This is a genomic window from Pseudomonas sp. UBA5706 (assembly GCF_002419965.1).
Lineage (GTDB): Bacteria > Pseudomonadota > Gammaproteobacteria > Pseudomonadales > Pseudomonadaceae > Aquipseudomonas.
Genome location: NZ_DIHC01000057.1, coordinates 13,945 through 30,483, shown reverse-complemented (window position 1 = coordinate 30,483; position 16,539 = coordinate 13,945). Strand labels below are relative to the sequence as shown.

The following is a 16,539-nucleotide window of genomic DNA, read 5'->3' as shown; positions in this document are numbered from 1 at the left end:
CCTCGATACCATAACCGGCATTAGCAATGCCGGCATGGTATCGAGAGTGCTACGCCTGGAGATGTCAGTCAGGAACTGAGTTGCCAGTATTAAATACTCTTTCCTGCCCGCTCTCATGATTTATGTAGTCGTGAGTATCATTTGTACACGCAGAATCTCTATTTGTAGCCTAGCCAGCCAAAGCACTTAATAAAGAAAGTTTTTCTCTTTTTCTCAATATGAAAATCAATCAAGCCGAGGACGCTAGTAAGAAAAATATGTTCTTCAACACCAAACCTCTCAGGGATGAAGCATAAATCATAGTCTGCCAAAATCTCATCAACGGCGTAGTCACCTGTTTTATACAGGTCAGCATAGGTAGTAATATCTTTTTTCAAAGAAAGGGCCTGGAGATAAGACTTCCGCAACATCCAATTCTCAACTATTTTTTCAGTGTCGAGAATCCCTATTCTTTGTTCTTCAGGCAGATGATCAAGAATTCCATCACCTAGTTCACGCATAAAATCAATCAGTTGCATGTAGCCACGCATGGACACCTCAAGAAATTGGAAACGCTGTGACAATATAAGCTGGCATGTGATTAAATTCAGCAAATTCAATGACAACTCTCACTTTAGTCATTCTTACAGGTGTCGTTTGCGCGGACCTCATAATGCCCCAGCCAATGTCGGTATTTAGCTCGCTCACTAGCGTCAGTCGATTTTTTGTGCGCAAGAATTTTATTTTAGAAAACATTATGATTTTCAGCTTGTTAGTCTTCAATGCCTGGCTGATCGCCCATTCGGCTATTTCCATATTTTCAAATGTTGTCATTGCCTGAGCGGTTCTTACTTTACGTAATCGTTTTTGCAAGTCTGAGATATTTTTTTGATAATGGTCTCTTAAAGTGTGACCACCAATTCCTTTTCTGGGTGCGTGGAGAGGCATTTCACTTACAGCAATGCTCATCCTGCCAGCACGTACCGAGGAAACTCGAAAAGCGTTGTACATAGATGCAGTAGTTAAAGGCACTACGAATTCGGTAGCTAACCCAATAACCTGGCCTGTTGCTCGAGAGGCACCTAAAGCTTCGGCCGCCGTCGCTCCAGCTTTGAATGCATATGAGTCAGTTTGCTGGCCTGTCACAATCTGCGTAGAGGCAGCTGAAAGTTGATCAGAAGCGTGAACCCCCATTGCAACGCACCCGACTTTTGAAATCATCGTTGGCTCAGGTAACGCACATAGCACACCTGAACCTGCAAGCTCGATAATTCCGCCGACAAGCCGAAGGCTTCCAAATATACGATTGGACATAATCTCAGCGGGTGTCAGTGACTCGTGCGTGAGTATTGCAGCCATCTGAGCAAAATTGAGGACTACGCGAAAGCTTCCATCGTCAGACATCATGCGTTTCCTTACGCAAATGGTTTGTTAGCGGTCCTGTCCCAACCACCAGAAACGATGCCCGCACTCCCACCATCGGCACGCCGCTGCTGTGAATATTCGAATTTAATGCGCCCGTAATTCAGGGTCACGACTTCGACAGGGAAGCCGGATTGTTCTGCGCCCTGTCCGCTGACCAATGCGATCAGCACCTCTTCAAGCACGATATCCAAATACTTGAATTTTTCAGTTCCTGCACGATGGACTCGAATCGTCACGGTCTTGATATGTGAGCCTCTGCAGCAAAGCTCAAATAGCTTAGGGGTGGCGCGGTCAATGTTCTTGCTGATCTGAAAATCCCCGAGGGAAACACCTCCAGCGGAAGCGCAACCACTGGAGCTTGCTGTCTGACTGATCGACTGCACGGCGTCGTAGTGATAGGAAAGCAGCTCAATCTAACCTTTGTGCCCATCGTCCAGCGACTCGCCCTCAACCCCATCAACCTTCATAAATGCATCAAATGACATGCTTAGCTCCCTGCTTTTCAGAAATTTAGGTCAGAACACTAACTGAATTTCAGCTCGAATTGCCAGTCCGACATGTGCTTGGCTGTCGGACGTTGAGAGGTGATCATGAGCCTTGCCAATCGACAGGCGTTTCTGATTTGGAGACATGCGAGCATCAGTCATACACTGGATGGTATATTTTATGGTGTCCGAATTTGATTGATTTATAAGTAGTTGATTTAAATGTGATTTGATCTACTGTTGATAATAGAGTGGGAATGATCTCCATACCCCGCTAAAGCCTCTTCCAGAACTTCCGCAATTCCCCCACAGAGCCGGATGCGCCCTCGATGGACGCATCCGGCTTTGTTGTTTCAGATGCTCTGTCTCAAGCCTGTCAGCTTTAAGGCGGCGGTCAGTTCGGCGAGTGCGCCATAGCGGCGTCCGCTCACTGCTGGCCATTCCGGGCGCTGGATATAGAGCTGCGTGCCGTCTTGCTTGATGGGTGTGCAGTGGAGAAGTCCGTCTCGGCTGCGGTGGACGAGCTCGGCAGTATCACCTGTTCGCATGATGGCGAACTCGCCTGAATGGGGCAGGCGGTCATGGACCAGATTAGGGGCTTCGACAAAGTGGGCTCTACGCCCTTTGACCGCCATACGTAGCCTCAAATCACTTTTGACGCTGCCGACGGGCCTGCCCATTGCGTCGTTCACATTTGCACCGGGATCGACGTCGTAACCGGTCGCTTCGCCTGGGTTGACGTCGACGATGCGCAGCCCGACGACCCCCTCGATTTCAGCAACTCCTGCGACCTGACGATACGTATTGGCGTGTGCGTTGCCTACCAGCGCGACCCACCGCCCACGGCCCAAAGCGGCTTGATCGGCGTTGATGACCGTATGTGCGAAATAGTTCATGAGCTTGAGGCGCACTGTCCTGTCGCGGTCGGGCAGCCCTGAGAATCTGTAACTGCTCATGCAGTCGATGGCGCGTATGTTGAGGCGGTGTCTGTTGGCCGTTTTGACCAGATTGAGGAAAGTATAGCGACCGGTCGAGTCGGTTAGGTGACCCCAGTCCAATTGCTCCAGGTACGCTTCCAGCTTGGCGGGCATCGCGCCGGTCCTAGCGAAGGTGTCCAGGTCCGCCTGATGCAGATCGGTCAGCAGGTGCTCCATGTACAGCGTCCTGACCTTTTGTTTGGCCAGCTGCCCCATGTTGTCGATCAAGAATTGTTTGCTTGCGACGCAGTTGTGACTCTCGCCGATTACCAGTCCGGGCGCGGTTTCATAAAATTGCTTGAGGGCGACTTTTGGCGTTGATTCAGACGCGATGACGGGTATCGGCGGGCGCTCGGGGAGTTGCAAGTGTGCATAAAAAGCGTCCGTATCGCTGGCCAGGCGACGACGCATAGCGAAAAAATCCTGGATGGGATCATTGGGGTCCAGCGACATGTAATTCCCTTCAAACGGCCTGTTGCTGGGGTTTTCTACCCGCGCGCGCAAGGGTTCTCGCAGCCTCTGAGGCAGGTCATAGGGGCTTGGCGGGGCCGCGAGGATAGGCCCTACTGAATCCGTTCTCGCCGATAACGTGCGTAATGCGCCACCGCCGCCGCGCAGGCCCTGCTGGACAGGTTCCCAGTTTCCCGCAGCGTTCAAACGCACGGGCAGGTTGCGGTGAAACGAGAAAGGATTCTGTGGATCGACGATGACCCAGCTGTTCAGTTCATTGACATAGCGCACCTGATAGCCGATGCCTTCGATCGAGATAAGCGTCGTGTCGTGGTCTGTCTGATAGACATTACGCATCCGGCCGCTGGTCGGCGGCTGGGGATAGTCCTCAAGCACTTCATTGGTCTCGAAGGGTTTCAGCAGGTCGGCTAATTCATCAGTGTCTGTCGGATTTGCCATCGCAGGTTGCGGCTGCGCGGAAGAGGGCGCGCTCGGCGCTTCAATCTCGACATCCGGTACTGCTGCGATCGACTCACCTTCAGGCGCAATGTCGGCAAGTTCAGGCGTTGCGCCTTGTGCCAGGAAGGCCGCGTTGAACAGTACATCGATGCCACTGAGGATGGCGCCAATCACGCCACTTTTGCGATCCGCTGTGGTGTGCCCGTGTATCGCTTCATCGACGTTCAAGCCAACGTCGACCAAGCCTGCGCCCACCGCCGCCAAAGCAATAGGCCAGTCCAATGCCGCCAGGGCGCCAAAGGTTTGTCCGAAGGCTTGCAAGTAACCGATCCACATCTGCCTGCGCATCTCGTTGTTCGAGTACAGGGCAAATTCGGCGTCGGCCTTCATGCGCGCTCGGGCGGCATCGCGCAGGTGTGTGAATGGATCGCCGCTGACCGAGCGGTCGTCCCGATTGATGACCGATTGAGCATGCGTGCCCCAGTTGCTGAACATCAGGTCCAACGCATGATTCAAGCCGATCTGCTGATCGCCCTGTGCATGCACGGATAGCGGAAAGTGCGACATTAATTGCGCCCGATTGTGGACCTCGTTGCAGTGATTCATCAGCCACCACTGCAGTGCGTCAGGGGTATCGAAGACGTGGAACGCGTTGACCTCCCCGGGCACATAAAGAAATTGCCGACCGCTGTCTTCGACGATTCGCAGGAGGTCACTGGATTCATACCCGGCGATGTCTAGCTTTGCGACACGTATCCCAACCCCCAGCGGTACTTCGGATTGCAGCATGGCCAAGGTGATTGGTTTGCCCGGATCCACGCCTACGGCGGCCATGAGTGTGCCAAATTGCTCGGTGTCCAGGGCGCCGCTGCGATGATCCTCCACGGCCCTGGCGATGAAGCTGGCCTTGGCCAGGGTTCTGAAATCGTGCGCACGGTTCTGCCAAAAGGTGTTCATCTTGAAAGTGAATTGGCGTTTGAAGTCCAGGGCCCAAAAGGCGTCCATCGCATCTTTGGGTAGCAGGCACACCTGGTTGGATTCATCGAAAACCTCGGCGTCGGGTCCTGCTGTGTAGAAACCGCTCATCACCTGCAGGGTGTCGGCCTGCTCTTGGTCGGCTGCGTTAAAGCGATGCATGACCAGCTGCGGCAAGGTCAGCGATGAAATCGGTTTGGCCAGGTGCCGCCAACCGCTAAAGGTAAAAGCACTGCTGTCAGCGACATCGAAGCGATGCCAGTAGACGGCGTCAGGTTCCAGGTGGTCGATGCAGTGCTTGCGCAGGAGTTCGGACGCGGCAGCCCGCGCCATTTCCCGCATGTCGGGGCAGTTCGCGACCAGCTTCTTGCTGATGGCTTCGAGCGATGTTCGATCGGCATTGAGATCCAAAGTGTTGGCAATGAGGGAAGGCATCTTCGTCGTCCTTGATAAATGAGCCTTGAGGTTCCCGATTTGCCTGACTTAATGGGTACTAAATATGTACCGCACCCGGTGCCTGCTTGTTTTGCTCCCTATTCAGGAACCGCATTCGCCCTCGCATAGGGGGCGTTCCGCGCGTTCGCAGCGATATTGGGTCAGCTCCCTGCCGCGGCGGTGCGCGGCAGGGTAGTGGGGCGTCACTCAGGCAAGCACGCCGATTTGCCAAGGGCAGAATTCGTCCTCGCCCAGTCCATTCAACTCGCTTTTGGTCTTGTCGCCAGAGGCGTGCGCCAGCAGGCGTTCGAAGATCTCCTGACCCATTTGGCCAATGGTTTTGTCGCCGTCGATGATCTGGCCGCAGTTGATGTCCATGTCATCGCTCATGCGAGTGAACATTGGCGAGTTGCTCGCCAGTTTGAAGGTCGGCGCCGGTACCGAACCGAAGCAGGACCCACGCCCGGTGGTAAAGGCAATCATATTGGCGCCGCCTGCGATCTGACCCGTAGCCGACACCGGGTCGTAGCCAGGGGTGTCCATGAACACCAGCCCATGGGTGTTAACCGGGTAAGCGTATTCGTAGACTTCCATCAGCGGAGCATTGCCGCCTTTCTTGGCGCCGCCCAGGGATTTTTCTAGCACGTTGGCCAAGCCCCCAGCGTTATTGCCGGGGCTCACTCGACCGTTGATCTGCGTGTCGCGGCCGCGGTTGTATTCCAGCCACCACTCGATGCGTTCGATCAGTTTGCGGCCGATTTCCGGGGTCGCGGCGCGCGCCGTGAGCGTGTGTTCGACGCCAAAGATTTCCGAGGTCTCGGAAAGGATCGCGGTGCCACCGTGGCGCACCAGAATGTCGACCGCCGCGCCCAGCGCCGGGTTTGCCGACAACCCGGAAAACCCATCCGAACCTCCGCACTGCATGCCGACGATCAAGTGTTCGGCCGACACCGTTTCACGTTGAACGGCATTGGCTTGAGGCAGCATGGCTTCGATCATCCTGATGCCTTGCTCGACCGCGCTTTTCACGCCGCCGACATCCTGAATCACCAATGACTTGAGCATGTCGCCCAGCGCCAGTTGTTCCTGCTCGATGAAGCCATAAATGTTGTTGCGTTCGCAGCCCAGCGCGATCAGCAGGCCGCCTGCGGTATTGGCGTGTTTGACGTGCCCGCCGATGGTCCGGCGCAGCAGGTTCATCGGCTCGCCGGTCATCTCCATGCCGCAACCGATCTCGTGGACGAAGGGCACCACGCCGTCGATGTTCGGGTATGCGGCAAGGCGCTCTTCATCGAAGTGATTAGCGATCTTGCGGGCGACGGTGGCGCCGCAGTTACCCACCACGAAAACGCCCAGGTAATTGCGCGTGGCGACGCGGCCGTCGGCGCGGACAATGCCCTGAAAGGTCGCACGCTGTTCGGCCGGCAGCAGGTCGGTAGGTACGTAATCCTGAGCGTAGCGATAGTCGCGGGCGGTTTCACCGAATGCAATGTTATGGCTGTGCATCCAGGTGCCAGCCGGGAGGTCGTCGCTGGCGTAGCCGATGACGGTGTTGTACTTGAGCACTGGCTGGCCTTTCTCGATCAGGCGCGCAGCGATTTTATGACCCACGGGAACGTTCTGCAGGGTCGTCAGGTGTTCGCTGGGTACGGCGGTCCCGGCGCTGATTTCAACGCGTGCCACGACCACGTTGTCGGCGGGGTCGAGGCGGATGACAGGGCTGATTTCACGGGAAGTCATGGCTTGGGTCCTGCTTTTATAATGAGTTCTGAAGGTCCGGTCATTACTGAGCCGGCGGTCTGTTTCGGCCCCGCCTGCGCTGCTCGCATGTCCCTGAACGAGCAGTCAGGTGCGGGCACCCGCGGCCAGCACCGTCAGTTAGGCCTGAGTCACGCAACCGCTTTTGATCCCTGTTGGCGTATGACCGCCTTGGCCTTTTCCTTGCCAATGCCTTCCCACAAGCCCTGCAGGTACATGATCCCCAGCGCTCGATCGTAAAGTCCGTAGCCCGGCACGCCCGTTTCTCCCCAGATCATCCGGCCATGGTCGGGGCGCGCATAGCCTGTGAACTGCGCGTCGTGCAGCGCTTTAAGGATTTCCGCCATATCCAGCGAACCGCATTGCGTAGGATGGGCGCTTTCATAGAAGTCACCGTTCTCGAATACTTTGACATTGCGCAGGTGCACGTAATGCACGCGTTGGCGAGCGGCGAACTCATTGATGAAAGACGGCACATCGTTGTTCAGATCCGAACCCAGCGTGCCGCTGCACAGGGTCAACCCGTTGGCCGGCGAATCAATGATGTTCAGCACCCTGCGGTGATCTTCGATGTTTTTGATGATGCGCGGCAGGCCAAATACCGAGCGGGGTGGATCGTCCGCATGCAAGGCCAGCTTGAGGCCCAGTTGCTCGGCGACCGGAACCAGTTTGGCGAGAAACCATTCAAGGTTGCGCCACATCTGCTCGGTGCTTACGTTCTCGTATTCCTGCAGCAGCGCCTGCAGTTTTTCCGCGGGGTATTTCGTGCCGATGCCGGGCAGCGGAATCACGCCCTTGGACACATCCAGCCGATCGACCAGCGAGGCCTCGAATGACAGCGTATTCGAGCCGTCCGGCAGTGCGTACTCCATTTGCGTGCGCGTCCAGTCGAACACCGGCATGAAGTTGTAGCAGACGATCTTGATGCCGCTGGCGGCGAGGTTTTTCAGCGTTTCTATGTAATTCGGGATGAGTGCTTCGCGAGTGGGTTTGCCAAGCTTGATGTCCTCATGCACTCGAAAGCTGTCCACCACATCCATTTTCAGTCCGTAGCCTGACGCAGCATCACGCAGCGCGCCAATTTGGTCCTGCGTCCAGACTTCTCCCAGCGGCGTGTCGTAAAGAGAAGAAACGATGCCGTACAGTCCCGGAATCTGATTGATGTACTGCAGGCTGATTGGATCTTTGGGCCCGTGCCAGCGAAAAATCATCTTCATGGTTGATGCCTCTTAAGCGTTGTTAGACGTAAAAGCCAAGCCTGACTCAGGCCTTGGGCTGTAGCTTGAAACGTTGAATCTTGCCGACGATCAGGCAGTAGCTGGCCACTGCCACCAGGCCATGGGCGCCGACATAGAGCAGTGCGCCGTCGAACGAACCGGTGGTTTGCAAGATGTAGCCGATGACCACGGGAGTGACGATGCCCGCCATGTTGCCAAACGCATTGAATACGCCCCCGGTGGTGCCGATCAGCTCCTTGGGCGCAGTGTCGGCAACGATCGTCCAGCCCATCGAGCCGAAGCCTTTGCCAAAGAAGGCCAGGCTCATCAGGGCCACGACCATCGTCGCGCTATCGGCGTAGTTGCACAGGATGATGCTGGCACTGAGCAGCAAGCCAATGGTGATCGGCGTTTTACGCGCGAGGCTCAGCGAGCCTGTCTTCTTCAGAATCAGGTCGGAAATGAAGCCGCTCGAGACCCCGCCCACCAAGCCGCACAGCGCCGGTATCGCAGAGATGAAGCCCGCCTGGAGGATATCGAAGCCGCGTTCCTTGACCAGGTAGATAGGGAACCAGGTCATGAAGAACCAAGTGATCGAGGTAATGCAGTACTGCGCCAGGAAAATCCCGACCAGCATGCGGCTGCGGAACAATTGGCCGATCTGGCGCATCTTCATGCCGCCGCCGGTGTTGGCCGCCTTGTCTTTCAGACTTTCCAGATCCACCAGGCCTTCGCCGGCGCGAATGTATTCAAGCTCTTCGCTGTTCATTGCCGGGTGATCGACTGGCAGGTAGTAGAATTTCCACCACGCTGCGGCGATGACCAGCCCGATCGCCCCCATGATGATGAACACGTATTCCCAACCGTACCTGTAGCAAAGCCAACCCATCACGGGGGTGAAGAGGGCCAGGGAGAGGTATTGCGCGCTGTTGAAGATCGCACCGGCGATGCCTCGCTCGGACGACGGGAACCACGCCGCGATGATCCGGCCCGAAGCCGGTCCCACCGGCGATTCGGCAGCGCCCAGCATGAAACGCAGCGCCAGCAGCAACGGGACGACCAGGCCGATGAAGTGCACCATGCCCATCATCACCGTAAAGCAGGACCAGACCACCACGGCCAGCATCATGGAGCGCTTGGAGCCGATGCGATCGGTCAGCCATCCGGACGGAATCAGAAACAGCACGTAAGCCCAGCTGAACGCGGAAAAGAGGTAGCCCATTTCCACCGAGCTGATGCCCAGCTCCTTGCCCATGTCCGAACCGGCAACCGACAGTGCCGCACGGTCGCCGGTGCTCAGGGCCAGGACAATGGTGATCATTGCCAGGATCAGGAAGCGGTAGCGGGTTTTGCTTGCGGTTGCAGCCCCCGCCTGCGCCCTGACCGAGGCAGCGGGGAGTGGTGCAGGGCTGGGCGCAGGACCCTGCAGCGCATAACGCTCGTTATTGTTCATGTGTGCCTCGTCTAGTTATTGTTGTGGAGTGCTGAGGCGTTGGCGGGCGAGAGCCGCCAATGCCCTGGTCGGTATCAAACCGCTGGTGCGTCTGTCTGCGTGTAGTCGACTGCTGCCCACTCGAAGTACTTCTTCAATTCGGTAACCAGTGCCATGTGCGCCGGATGAGGCAGGTAGCGGTTGACTGCGTCGGCGTTGTCGAAGGAGGTCTCCAGCAAGTAGTCCCAGCAGATAGGCCGATCCAGTTCGTTGGCCGAGACCTTCCAGCTGCGCGCGAAGTCGATGTCCTGATGCAAGTCTTTCATCCACTGCACCAGATGGTTTTCCAGCTCGTCGTTTTTCGGCACCGAAGGCAGGCGGCGGAACATCACGATGTGCATCATCATGGCTGGAGACTCCCTTCGGTGAGTGCCCAGGAGGGCGCATCCTGCAGCGCCACCGGGCGTACGAAGCGTGCAAGTGCTGCGTATCCCACCGACGTGGTGTGGGGTTGCGTGGAGGCTGGCCATGGCCCGCCATGCTGCTGCGCGTGGGTGACCGCGACGCCGGTTGGAACGCCGCTGAACAGCACGCGGCCTGCGATTTGGCGCGCGGCCCGCAGCAGTGCGCGGTTGTCGGCGCAGTCTTGCTCAAGGCCCCACAACGTTGCTGTCAGGCTGCCTCCAATGGCGTGCAATACCTCGATCGCCTGGCTCACGGACCTGACCTTGACCACCACCGCAGCAGGCCCAAACATCTCCTCGCGCAAGTGCGCGTCGCTGATGAGGGCCTGTGCGTCGACTTCGAACAGGCGCGGGGCAGGTCCGTCGCCGTCAGTCAACGGCATGAAAAGCGCCCTTGCAGACGCGGACTTCGAGAGCTGAGCGACACCGCTGTCGAAGCCGCTGCGCATACCGGGCGTGAGCATCCGGTGGGTCTTGATCGGTTGCAGCGCGTCGCTCAGTTGGGCGATGAACTGATCGCTGGCCGGATGTTCGAGCAGCACGATGACGCCAGGGCTGGTGCAGAACTGCCCTGTGCCGCTTGTGATGGAGGCAGCCAGTGTTGTCGCCAGGGCTGCGCCGTCGTGCTCGAGAATCTGCGGCAGTGCGACCAATGGATTGATCGAGCCCAGCTCGCCAAAAAACGGAACGGGACGCGGGCGCTCGTTGGCCGCTTTCCACAGGGCCACGCCGCCCTGGTAAGAGCCGGTGAACGCCACCGCGGCAATCTGCGGATGGGCAACCAGATGCACTCCGCCAGCGCGTGACGCGCCGTCAACCAGGCCGAGCAGACCGGCAGGCAACTTTTGCGCCGCAAGTACACCTTGGGCCACTTCATGCACGGCGCGGGACAGCCGCGGATGACCCGAGTGCGCCTTCACCACCACCGGGCAGCCGGCTGCGAGTGCCGAGGCGGTATCGCCGCCCAACACCGAGAAGGCAAACGGGAAGTTGCTGGCACTGAACATCGCGACCGGGCCCAGCGGTTGCTGCACCCGCGTCAGGTGGGGCCGTCCTGCAGGGGGCGCACCAGCCACGGCCTGATCATCCACGACGCCATACGGCACCCCTGCTTCGACCTCGTTAGCAAACCCGCGCAATTGAAAGGCCGTGCGCGCAACCTCGCCATTCAGGCGTGGTGTGCCAAGACCGGTTTCTTCATCGGCCACCGCCACCAACGCCTGCTGCTGTTGCTCAAGTCCGGCGGCCAGCCCGCGCAGCAAGGCAGCGCGCACTGCGCTGTTTGATTCAGCCCAGAAACCGGCCACGCAAGCCGCGGCTTCTACTGCCTGATCGATTGCTTGAATATCCGAACTCATCACTTGTCCCCTGTTGCAGGTTCGAGGTGATAGCCCCGAGCGACATAGTCGAAATCCACCAGCTCGTTGATTGCCACTTGCTGGTCGGCAGGTGAGGCGTAGTAGGCGCGGATCTCTTTGATCAGGCCGGTCTTCTCATCGAAGATGTACCACTCGTCACCGCGCAGCGCCGTGCCGAGTTTGCCTTTCCAGTGCGTCCACTCGATCACCGCTTCAGGGCTGTCATGGCTGACCAGGATCTTCTCGATGGTCCATTGAGAGCCCAGGTTTTCCACGCACCACACCCATTTGGAGGCAATGGTATGGGCGCCGCGCCACGGGATTTCCGGCAGGCCGGCAGGGAAGTAATGCACGGCATCCGGGGTGAAGCACGACACCAGCCCGGCATGATCAGCGGCGTTGCATGCAGCGAAATAACGACGAATCAGCGCGGCATAGTCGGCTTGCTTGCTCATTGCTCACCCGCCTTTTTGATGATGCTCGGGATGGCCGGGCGGCCCGAAGCAACCCAGGCATGATAATCGGAAATCGCTGCAGGGCTCGGTGGGTACACCCCCCACAATGCCTCGCCCGCCGCGATGCGCATCGCCAGATAAGCCTCCAGATCGTCCTGAACGAGGCAGTAGTCGGCCAACTCCTCGGCCAGGTGCGCTGGCACCACGGTCAGGCCATCGCCGTCACCGACGATCACGTCGCCGGGATACACCGCAACGCCCGCGCAGCCAATCGGAACCTGCAGGTCGGCGACGTGGTGATAAGAGATACGGGTGGTGGCGGTGACTTCACGCGCGTAAGCCGGAAGGGGCAGCGCGGCAATTTCACTGCCGTCACGCAGCGCGCCGTCGGTGACGATTGCGCGCGCGCCACGGGCCAACAGCCGTGTGACCAGGATGTTGCCTGCCGACGCAGCGCGGGGGTCGTTCTGACTGTCGATCACCAATACGTCGCCCGGCTGGATTTGCTCCACGCCCTGCCATTGCAGATTGTCCTGGTTGGGCTTGGTGGTCATGGTGCCGTAGGTGTCGATATCTTCGCGCGCCGGTATGAAACGCATGGTGAAGGCGCGGCCGGCAAACGGCTGGATATCTCTGTTAAGCGCCCGCAGGCCCACTAGCGCTGGCTGGCGAAACCCCAGTTTGAACAGTTGGGTTGTCAGCGAGCCGCTGCTGCAGCGGGCCAGCCTGGCCAATACCTCATCGGTAATGGCGACGTTACGTTCGGGGGTGTTGGTCAGTGTGTCCGCGTACTGATGGATCTGCGTCATTCCTGTTCTCCGGGCTTAGCGTGTGCCAGCGCTGCGTATTCCCATATTTTGGGAAGAAACCGTCAGGCAGCCATGGGTTTTGTCCTGATCCTAGAGATTTGTTGACGCTTGCAACACAGCTCGTATGCTCAAAGCCTGTACATGTTCCATATGGTGGGAATTATTGATGAGTAAGGGTGAAGGCACAGGGGCGCTGGAGAAAGCGCTAGATGTTCTGGAGGCGATCGGCTCTGCGCCCGGCGGCGTGATGCAGGCTGATCTAGCGGCGCGTTTGTCATTGCCCAAGACGACGCTGTACCGAATCATCGCAAGCCTGGTGGACAGGGGCATGATCCGGCGCGATCCGGTGCGCAAGGTCTACCGGCTCGGTTTTCGCTACCTGGAGCTGGTGCGCAATGCCTACCTGATGCCGGATCTGGTGGCGGCTGCGAGCTTCGAGCTGCGAGCGCTGCGTGACCTGACGGGGGAAACCTCCTATCTGGCCGTGCTCGATGGCAATCAGGTGAGGTCGCTGGAGCGATGCGACGGTGCGCATTCCACCCGCTCGGCAGCCACACTGGGCCAGAGCAAGCCGTTGTATTGCACCGGGCAGGGCAAGGCGATCCTGGCGGCGCTGGACGAGGTGAGCCGCGAGGCCATCCTCAAGGGTTTGACGCTGACGCCGCTAACCGAGTTGACGATCACCGACCGCCGTCGCTTGCACACCGAACTGCAGATAACCCGTGCTCGAGGCTATGCGATCGATGACGAGGAGATCGTCATGGGTGTGCGCTGCGTGGCGGCCAGCATCCGTGACAATGCCGGTAACGTTCGCGGCGCGTTGAGCGTAGCGGGGCCGGCGTACCGGCTGACGTTGCAGCGCCTGGAACTGCTCGGCCCGGAATTGAGTGATGCGGCGCGGCGTGTCGGTGCGCAGCTTAACGAGCCGCGGGTCCGACTTGGGGATTCAGACGTGGAAATGGTCGACTGCCCATGGTCATTCAATGGCGCTTTCCCGCGCTGGTCGAAGGATCGCAGCACACTGTTTTGGGCAGATACCCTGGCGCCCGCCATCCATATGCTGACGGCCGACGGTGAGCGGATTTTTGCACGGCTGGAATCGCCCATCGTGGCGATGGAGTTGCATCGTCATGGCTTGCTGATCGCGCATGTCCACGGTTGGTCGCTGTTTGATTTCGCTGGCATCGAACACCCTTTGCCTCAGTGGCCTGGCAAGTCGCTCAAGGGCTTGTCGGCCCACCCTTGCGGGAGTCTTTGGGCGTGCCTGGCCACCGCTGGCGGCTGCAAGGTCGGTGAACTCAGCCACCACGGTGATCTGCGTGCACCGTGGGAGTTTCAGGAGCCCATCACATCACTGTGCTGGGACGAGGAAGGGCAGGCGCTGTACGCGACCGGCCCGCAAAGCGGCACGGTCTATGTCATGTCTGCGGGCAGCCCGAACGTCAGGCGTCTGGCCTCGCTGCCGAAGGGGTCCGGGCGGCTCAGTGGCTTGGCGCTGGACCGCGACGGCGGCGTCTGGACCACCCTTCGCGACGGCTGGAGTCTGGTGCGGTTCGCTGCCGATGGCAGTATCGACCGTATGGTCGGCTTACCGATTCCCGGTCCTACCGATCTTGCATTCGGTGGCGTGCAGCACGACACCCTGTATATCACCAGCGCGCGCCACGACGTGCCCATGGAAATGCTGTCCAACGCCCCCGCTTCCGGGCGGCTGTTCAAGCTCAAGGCTCAGCAGCGTGGCGTTGTCGGTGGCACGACATCCTGGCCAACCTGACTCAGCCATTAACAAACCTTTGCGGAGCGCGAGGGTGAAAAACCGATATTCGTCGTTCTTGATGTTTTCCATGGCGACTGCAGGGGGGGGGCATCTGCCGTTTGTAATGTGTTGAAGCAAATCAGCAGGGCCTCTCGCTTAAGGTTTTGTAACTGCGCGCGTATCGTGGCGGTCTTTTTTCGAGGGCTCGCGCGCATGTCCTTTACCCGTCGACAAATTCTCGGAGGTTTAGCCGGCCTTGCCGTGGTAGGGCTGGGCGCGGATGGCGCTTCGCGGTACTGGCTGGGCAAACGTGGGCCCGGAGAAGGGCACGACTTTGAACTGATCGCTGCGCCGCTGGATGTCGAACTGGTTGCCGGGCACCAGACACAGGCCTGGGCCTTTGGCGGCTCGGCACCGGGTACCGAGTTGCGGGTCCGTCAGGGTGAATGGTTGCGAGTGCGGTTCATCAATCGGTTGCCGGTGGAGACCACCGTTCATTGGCACGGTATTCGTCTGCCTCTGGAAATGGACGGCGTGCCGTACGTCTCGCAACTGCCGGTCAAGCCCGGCGAATATTTCGATTACAAGTTTCGTGTGCCCGACGCGGGCAGCTACTGGTATCACCCCCATGTGAGCAGCAGCGAAGAACTGGGGCGTGGACTGGTCGGGCCGCTGATCGTCGAAGAGCGCCAGCCGACCGGATTCGCCCATGAGCGCACGGTCAGCCTGAAAAGCTGGCACGTGGACGAGCAAGGGGCCTTCACTGCGTTCAGCGTGATCCGCGAGGCTGCGCGGGAAGGTACGGCGGGGCGGTTATCGACAATCAACGGTGTCGCCCAGGGCGTGGTTGAGTTGCCCGCAGGACAGATTACCCGCGTGCGCATTCTCAATCTCGACAACACCGTGACCTACCGCCTCAATCTGCCAGGTGCCGAGGCAATGATCTATGCCCTGGACGGTAATCCGGTCGAGCCGCGCCCGCTGGGTAGGGATTACTGGCTGGGGCCGGGGATGCGCATCTGTCTGGCAATCAAGGCCCCGGCCGCGGGTGAAGAACTGTCCCTGCGCAACGGGCCCGTACGCCTGGGCACGTTGCGCTCGGTGGCTAGCCACGACGCGCCGGGTGAATGGCCGCCAGCGTTGCCCGCCAACCCGGTGGCCGAGCCAGATCTGGCCAACGCCGAAAAGCTTAACTTCAATTTCGAGTGGGCGGGGGCGGTGTCGGTCAATGTCGAAAACGGCAAGCCAGCCAGTTTGTGGCAGATCAACGGTCAGGCCTGGGACATCACCGACAGGACCTGCGCCGAGCGGCCGATTGCCCGGCTTGAAAAGGGCAAGAGCTATATCTTCGAGCTGAAGAACATGACCCAATACCAGCATCCTATCCATCTGCATGGCATGAGCTTCAAGGTCATCGCCTCCAACCGCAGGAAAATCATCCCTTATTTCACCGATACCTATCTGCTGGGCAGGAACGAACGGGCACGCGTGGCGCTGGTAGCGGATAATCCCGGCGTGTGGATGTTCCACTGCCATGTGATCGATCACATGGAAACCGGTCTTATGGCAGCTATCGAGGTTTCGTAATGCGGCAGCCGCAAATCATTGATCGCAGCGGCGATCAACATTTCATGCGTGAAGCCCTGGCGCTGGCCGCCGAAGGGGCGAGGTTGGGCGAGGTGCCGGTGGGTGCGGTACTGGTGCAGAACGGCGTGATCATCGGCCGCGGCTACAACTGCCCCATCAGCGGCAACGACCCCAGCGCCCACGCCGAGATGGTCGCCATTCGTGCAGCGGCCCGAGCGTTGAGCAACTACCGCCTGCCGGGCAGCACGTTGTACGTGACCCTGGAGCCGTGCAGCATGTGCGCGGGGTTGATCGTGCATTCGCGTGTCGGTCGCGTGGTGTATGGCGCGACTGAGCCCAAGGCGGGCGCGGTGCAAAGCCAGGGACAGTTTTTCACTCAGCCGTTTCTCAATCACCGGGTGCTGTTCGAGGGCGGGGTGCTGGGCGAGGAGTGCGGGGCGATGCTAAGTGAGTTCTTCAGGATGCGCCGAGCGAAGGGCTGAGGCACGTGCATGACCTGCAGCCGTCCGGCTTGCGGG

At 58.9% G+C, this 16,539-nt stretch carries 13 protein-coding genes and 1 pseudogene; 3 read left to right on the top strand and 11 right to left on the bottom strand.

The window, feature by feature from the left end; translation table 11 throughout:
• Nucleotides 1-158: 158 nt before the first annotated feature.
• From B3I26_RS25985 to B3I26_RS25935, 11 genes and pseudogenes are all read right to left on the bottom strand, one after another.
• On the bottom strand, nt 159-530 hold the full coding sequence (locus tag B3I26_RS25985; RefSeq protein WP_296262103.1) for a hypothetical protein: 372 nt from the start codon (nt 528-530) through the stop codon (nt 159-161).
• Nucleotides 531-537: 7 nt separating this feature from the next.
• Nucleotides 538-1,383: an RNase A-like domain-containing protein gene (locus B3I26_RS25980; RefSeq protein WP_296262101.1), complete on the bottom strand. Its 846-nt coding sequence runs from the start codon at nt 1,381-1,383 to the stop codon at nt 538-540.
• A gap of 11 nt (nt 1,384-1,394) precedes the next feature.
• Nucleotides 1,395-1,889, bottom strand: a pseudogene (locus B3I26_RS25975) (Hcp family type VI secretion system effector).
• A 353-nt stretch (nt 1,890-2,242) separates the two neighbouring features.
• Entirely contained in the window at nt 2,243-5,185 is a 2,943-nt protein-coding gene (locus tag B3I26_RS25970; protein ID WP_296262099.1) for a membrane-targeted effector domain-containing toxin, read from the bottom strand.
• A gap of 207 nt (nt 5,186-5,392) precedes the next feature.
• Nucleotides 5,393-6,925 (bottom strand): UxaA family hydrolase, encoded by a 1,533-nt coding sequence (locus tag B3I26_RS25965; RefSeq protein WP_296262098.1) that lies wholly within the window; start codon nt 6,923-6,925, stop codon nt 5,393-5,395.
• 149 nt (nt 6,926-7,074) lie between these two features.
• A complete protein-coding gene (locus B3I26_RS25960) occupies nt 7,075-8,160 on the bottom strand; it encodes a mannonate dehydratase (protein ID WP_296262097.1) in 1,086 nt (361 codons plus the stop codon).
• A 46-nt stretch (nt 8,161-8,206) separates the two neighbouring features.
• Nucleotides 8,207-9,613, bottom strand: coding sequence for an MFS transporter (locus tag B3I26_RS25955; protein WP_296262095.1), 1,407 nt, complete (start codon nt 9,611-9,613; stop codon nt 8,207-8,209).
• Nucleotides 9,614-9,687: 74 nt separating this feature from the next.
• Complete coding sequence (locus tag B3I26_RS25950; RefSeq protein ID WP_296262092.1) at nt 9,688-9,999, bottom strand: Dabb family protein; 312 nt, start codon at nt 9,997-9,999, stop codon at nt 9,688-9,690.
• Nucleotides 9,996-11,414 (bottom strand): aldehyde dehydrogenase (NADP(+)), encoded by a 1,419-nt coding sequence (locus tag B3I26_RS25945; protein WP_296262090.1) that lies wholly within the window; start codon nt 11,412-11,414, stop codon nt 9,996-9,998. The genes B3I26_RS25950 and B3I26_RS25945 overlap by 4 nt, the downstream gene beginning before the upstream one ends.
• Nucleotides 11,414-11,869, bottom strand: a complete 456-nt coding sequence (locus tag B3I26_RS25940; protein WP_296262087.1) for a nuclear transport factor 2 family protein — start codon at nt 11,867-11,869, stop codon at nt 11,414-11,416. Before B3I26_RS25940 ends, B3I26_RS25945 begins: the two co-directional genes overlap by 1 nt.
• Nucleotides 11,866-12,678, bottom strand: a complete 813-nt coding sequence (locus tag B3I26_RS25935) for a ribonuclease activity regulator RraA (protein ID WP_296262083.1) — start codon at nt 12,676-12,678, stop codon at nt 11,866-11,868. Before B3I26_RS25935 ends, B3I26_RS25940 begins: the two co-directional genes overlap by 4 nt.
• A gap of 166 nt (nt 12,679-12,844) precedes the next feature.
• Between B3I26_RS25935 and B3I26_RS25930 the strand changes: the two genes are divergently transcribed.
• From B3I26_RS25930 to tadA, 3 genes are all read left to right on the top strand, one after another.
• Nucleotides 12,845-14,452 (top strand): IclR family transcriptional regulator domain-containing protein, encoded by a 1,608-nt coding sequence (locus B3I26_RS25930; protein ID WP_296262082.1) that lies wholly within the window; start codon nt 12,845-12,847, stop codon nt 14,450-14,452.
• Between the two features lie 195 nt (nt 14,453-14,647).
• Complete coding sequence (locus B3I26_RS25925; protein ID WP_296262079.1) at nt 14,648-16,021, top strand: multicopper oxidase family protein; 1,374 nt, start codon at nt 14,648-14,650, stop codon at nt 16,019-16,021.
• Complete coding sequence (gene tadA, locus B3I26_RS25920) at nt 16,021-16,503, top strand: tRNA adenosine(34) deaminase TadA (RefSeq protein WP_296262076.1); 483 nt, start codon at nt 16,021-16,023, stop codon at nt 16,501-16,503. Before B3I26_RS25925 ends, tadA begins: the two co-directional genes overlap by 1 nt.
• The last annotated feature ends 36 nt before the right edge of the window (nt 16,504-16,539 follow it).

Coding starts and splice junctions, on each gene's coding strand:
- B3I26_RS25985 (WP_296262103.1), bottom strand. CDS start 530: ATGCGTGGCTACATGCAACTGATTGATTTTATGCGTGAACTAGGTGAT.
- B3I26_RS25980 (WP_296262101.1), bottom strand. CDS start 1,383: ATGTCTGACGATGGAAGCTTTCGCGTAGTCCTCAATTTTGCTCAGATG.
- B3I26_RS25970 (WP_296262099.1), bottom strand. CDS start 5,185: ATGCCTTCCCTCATTGCCAACACTTTGGATCTCAATGCCGATCGAACA.
- B3I26_RS25965 (WP_296262098.1), bottom strand. CDS start 6,925: ATGACTTCCCGTGAAATCAGCCCTGTCATCCGCCTCGACCCCGCCGAC.
- B3I26_RS25960 (WP_296262097.1), bottom strand. CDS start 8,160: ATGAAGATGATTTTTCGCTGGCACGGGCCCAAAGATCCAATCAGCCTG.
- B3I26_RS25955 (WP_296262095.1), bottom strand. CDS start 9,613: ATGAACAATAACGAGCGTTATGCGCTGCAGGGTCCTGCGCCCAGCCCT.
- B3I26_RS25950 (WP_296262092.1), bottom strand. CDS start 9,999: ATGATGATGCACATCGTGATGTTCCGCCGCCTGCCTTCGGTGCCGAAA.
- B3I26_RS25945 (WP_296262090.1), bottom strand. CDS start 11,414: ATGAGTTCGGATATTCAAGCAATCGATCAGGCAGTAGAAGCCGCGGCT.
- B3I26_RS25940 (WP_296262087.1), bottom strand. CDS start 11,869: ATGAGCAAGCAAGCCGACTATGCCGCGCTGATTCGTCGTTATTTCGCT.
- B3I26_RS25935 (WP_296262083.1), bottom strand. CDS start 12,678: ATGACGCAGATCCATCAGTACGCGGACACACTGACCAACACCCCCGAA.
- B3I26_RS25930 (WP_296262082.1), top strand. CDS start 12,845: ATGAGTAAGGGTGAAGGCACAGGGGCGCTGGAGAAAGCGCTAGATGTT.
- B3I26_RS25925 (WP_296262079.1), top strand. CDS start 14,648: ATGTCCTTTACCCGTCGACAAATTCTCGGAGGTTTAGCCGGCCTTGCC.
- tadA (WP_296262076.1), top strand. CDS start 16,021: ATGCGGCAGCCGCAAATCATTGATCGCAGCGGCGATCAACATTTCATG.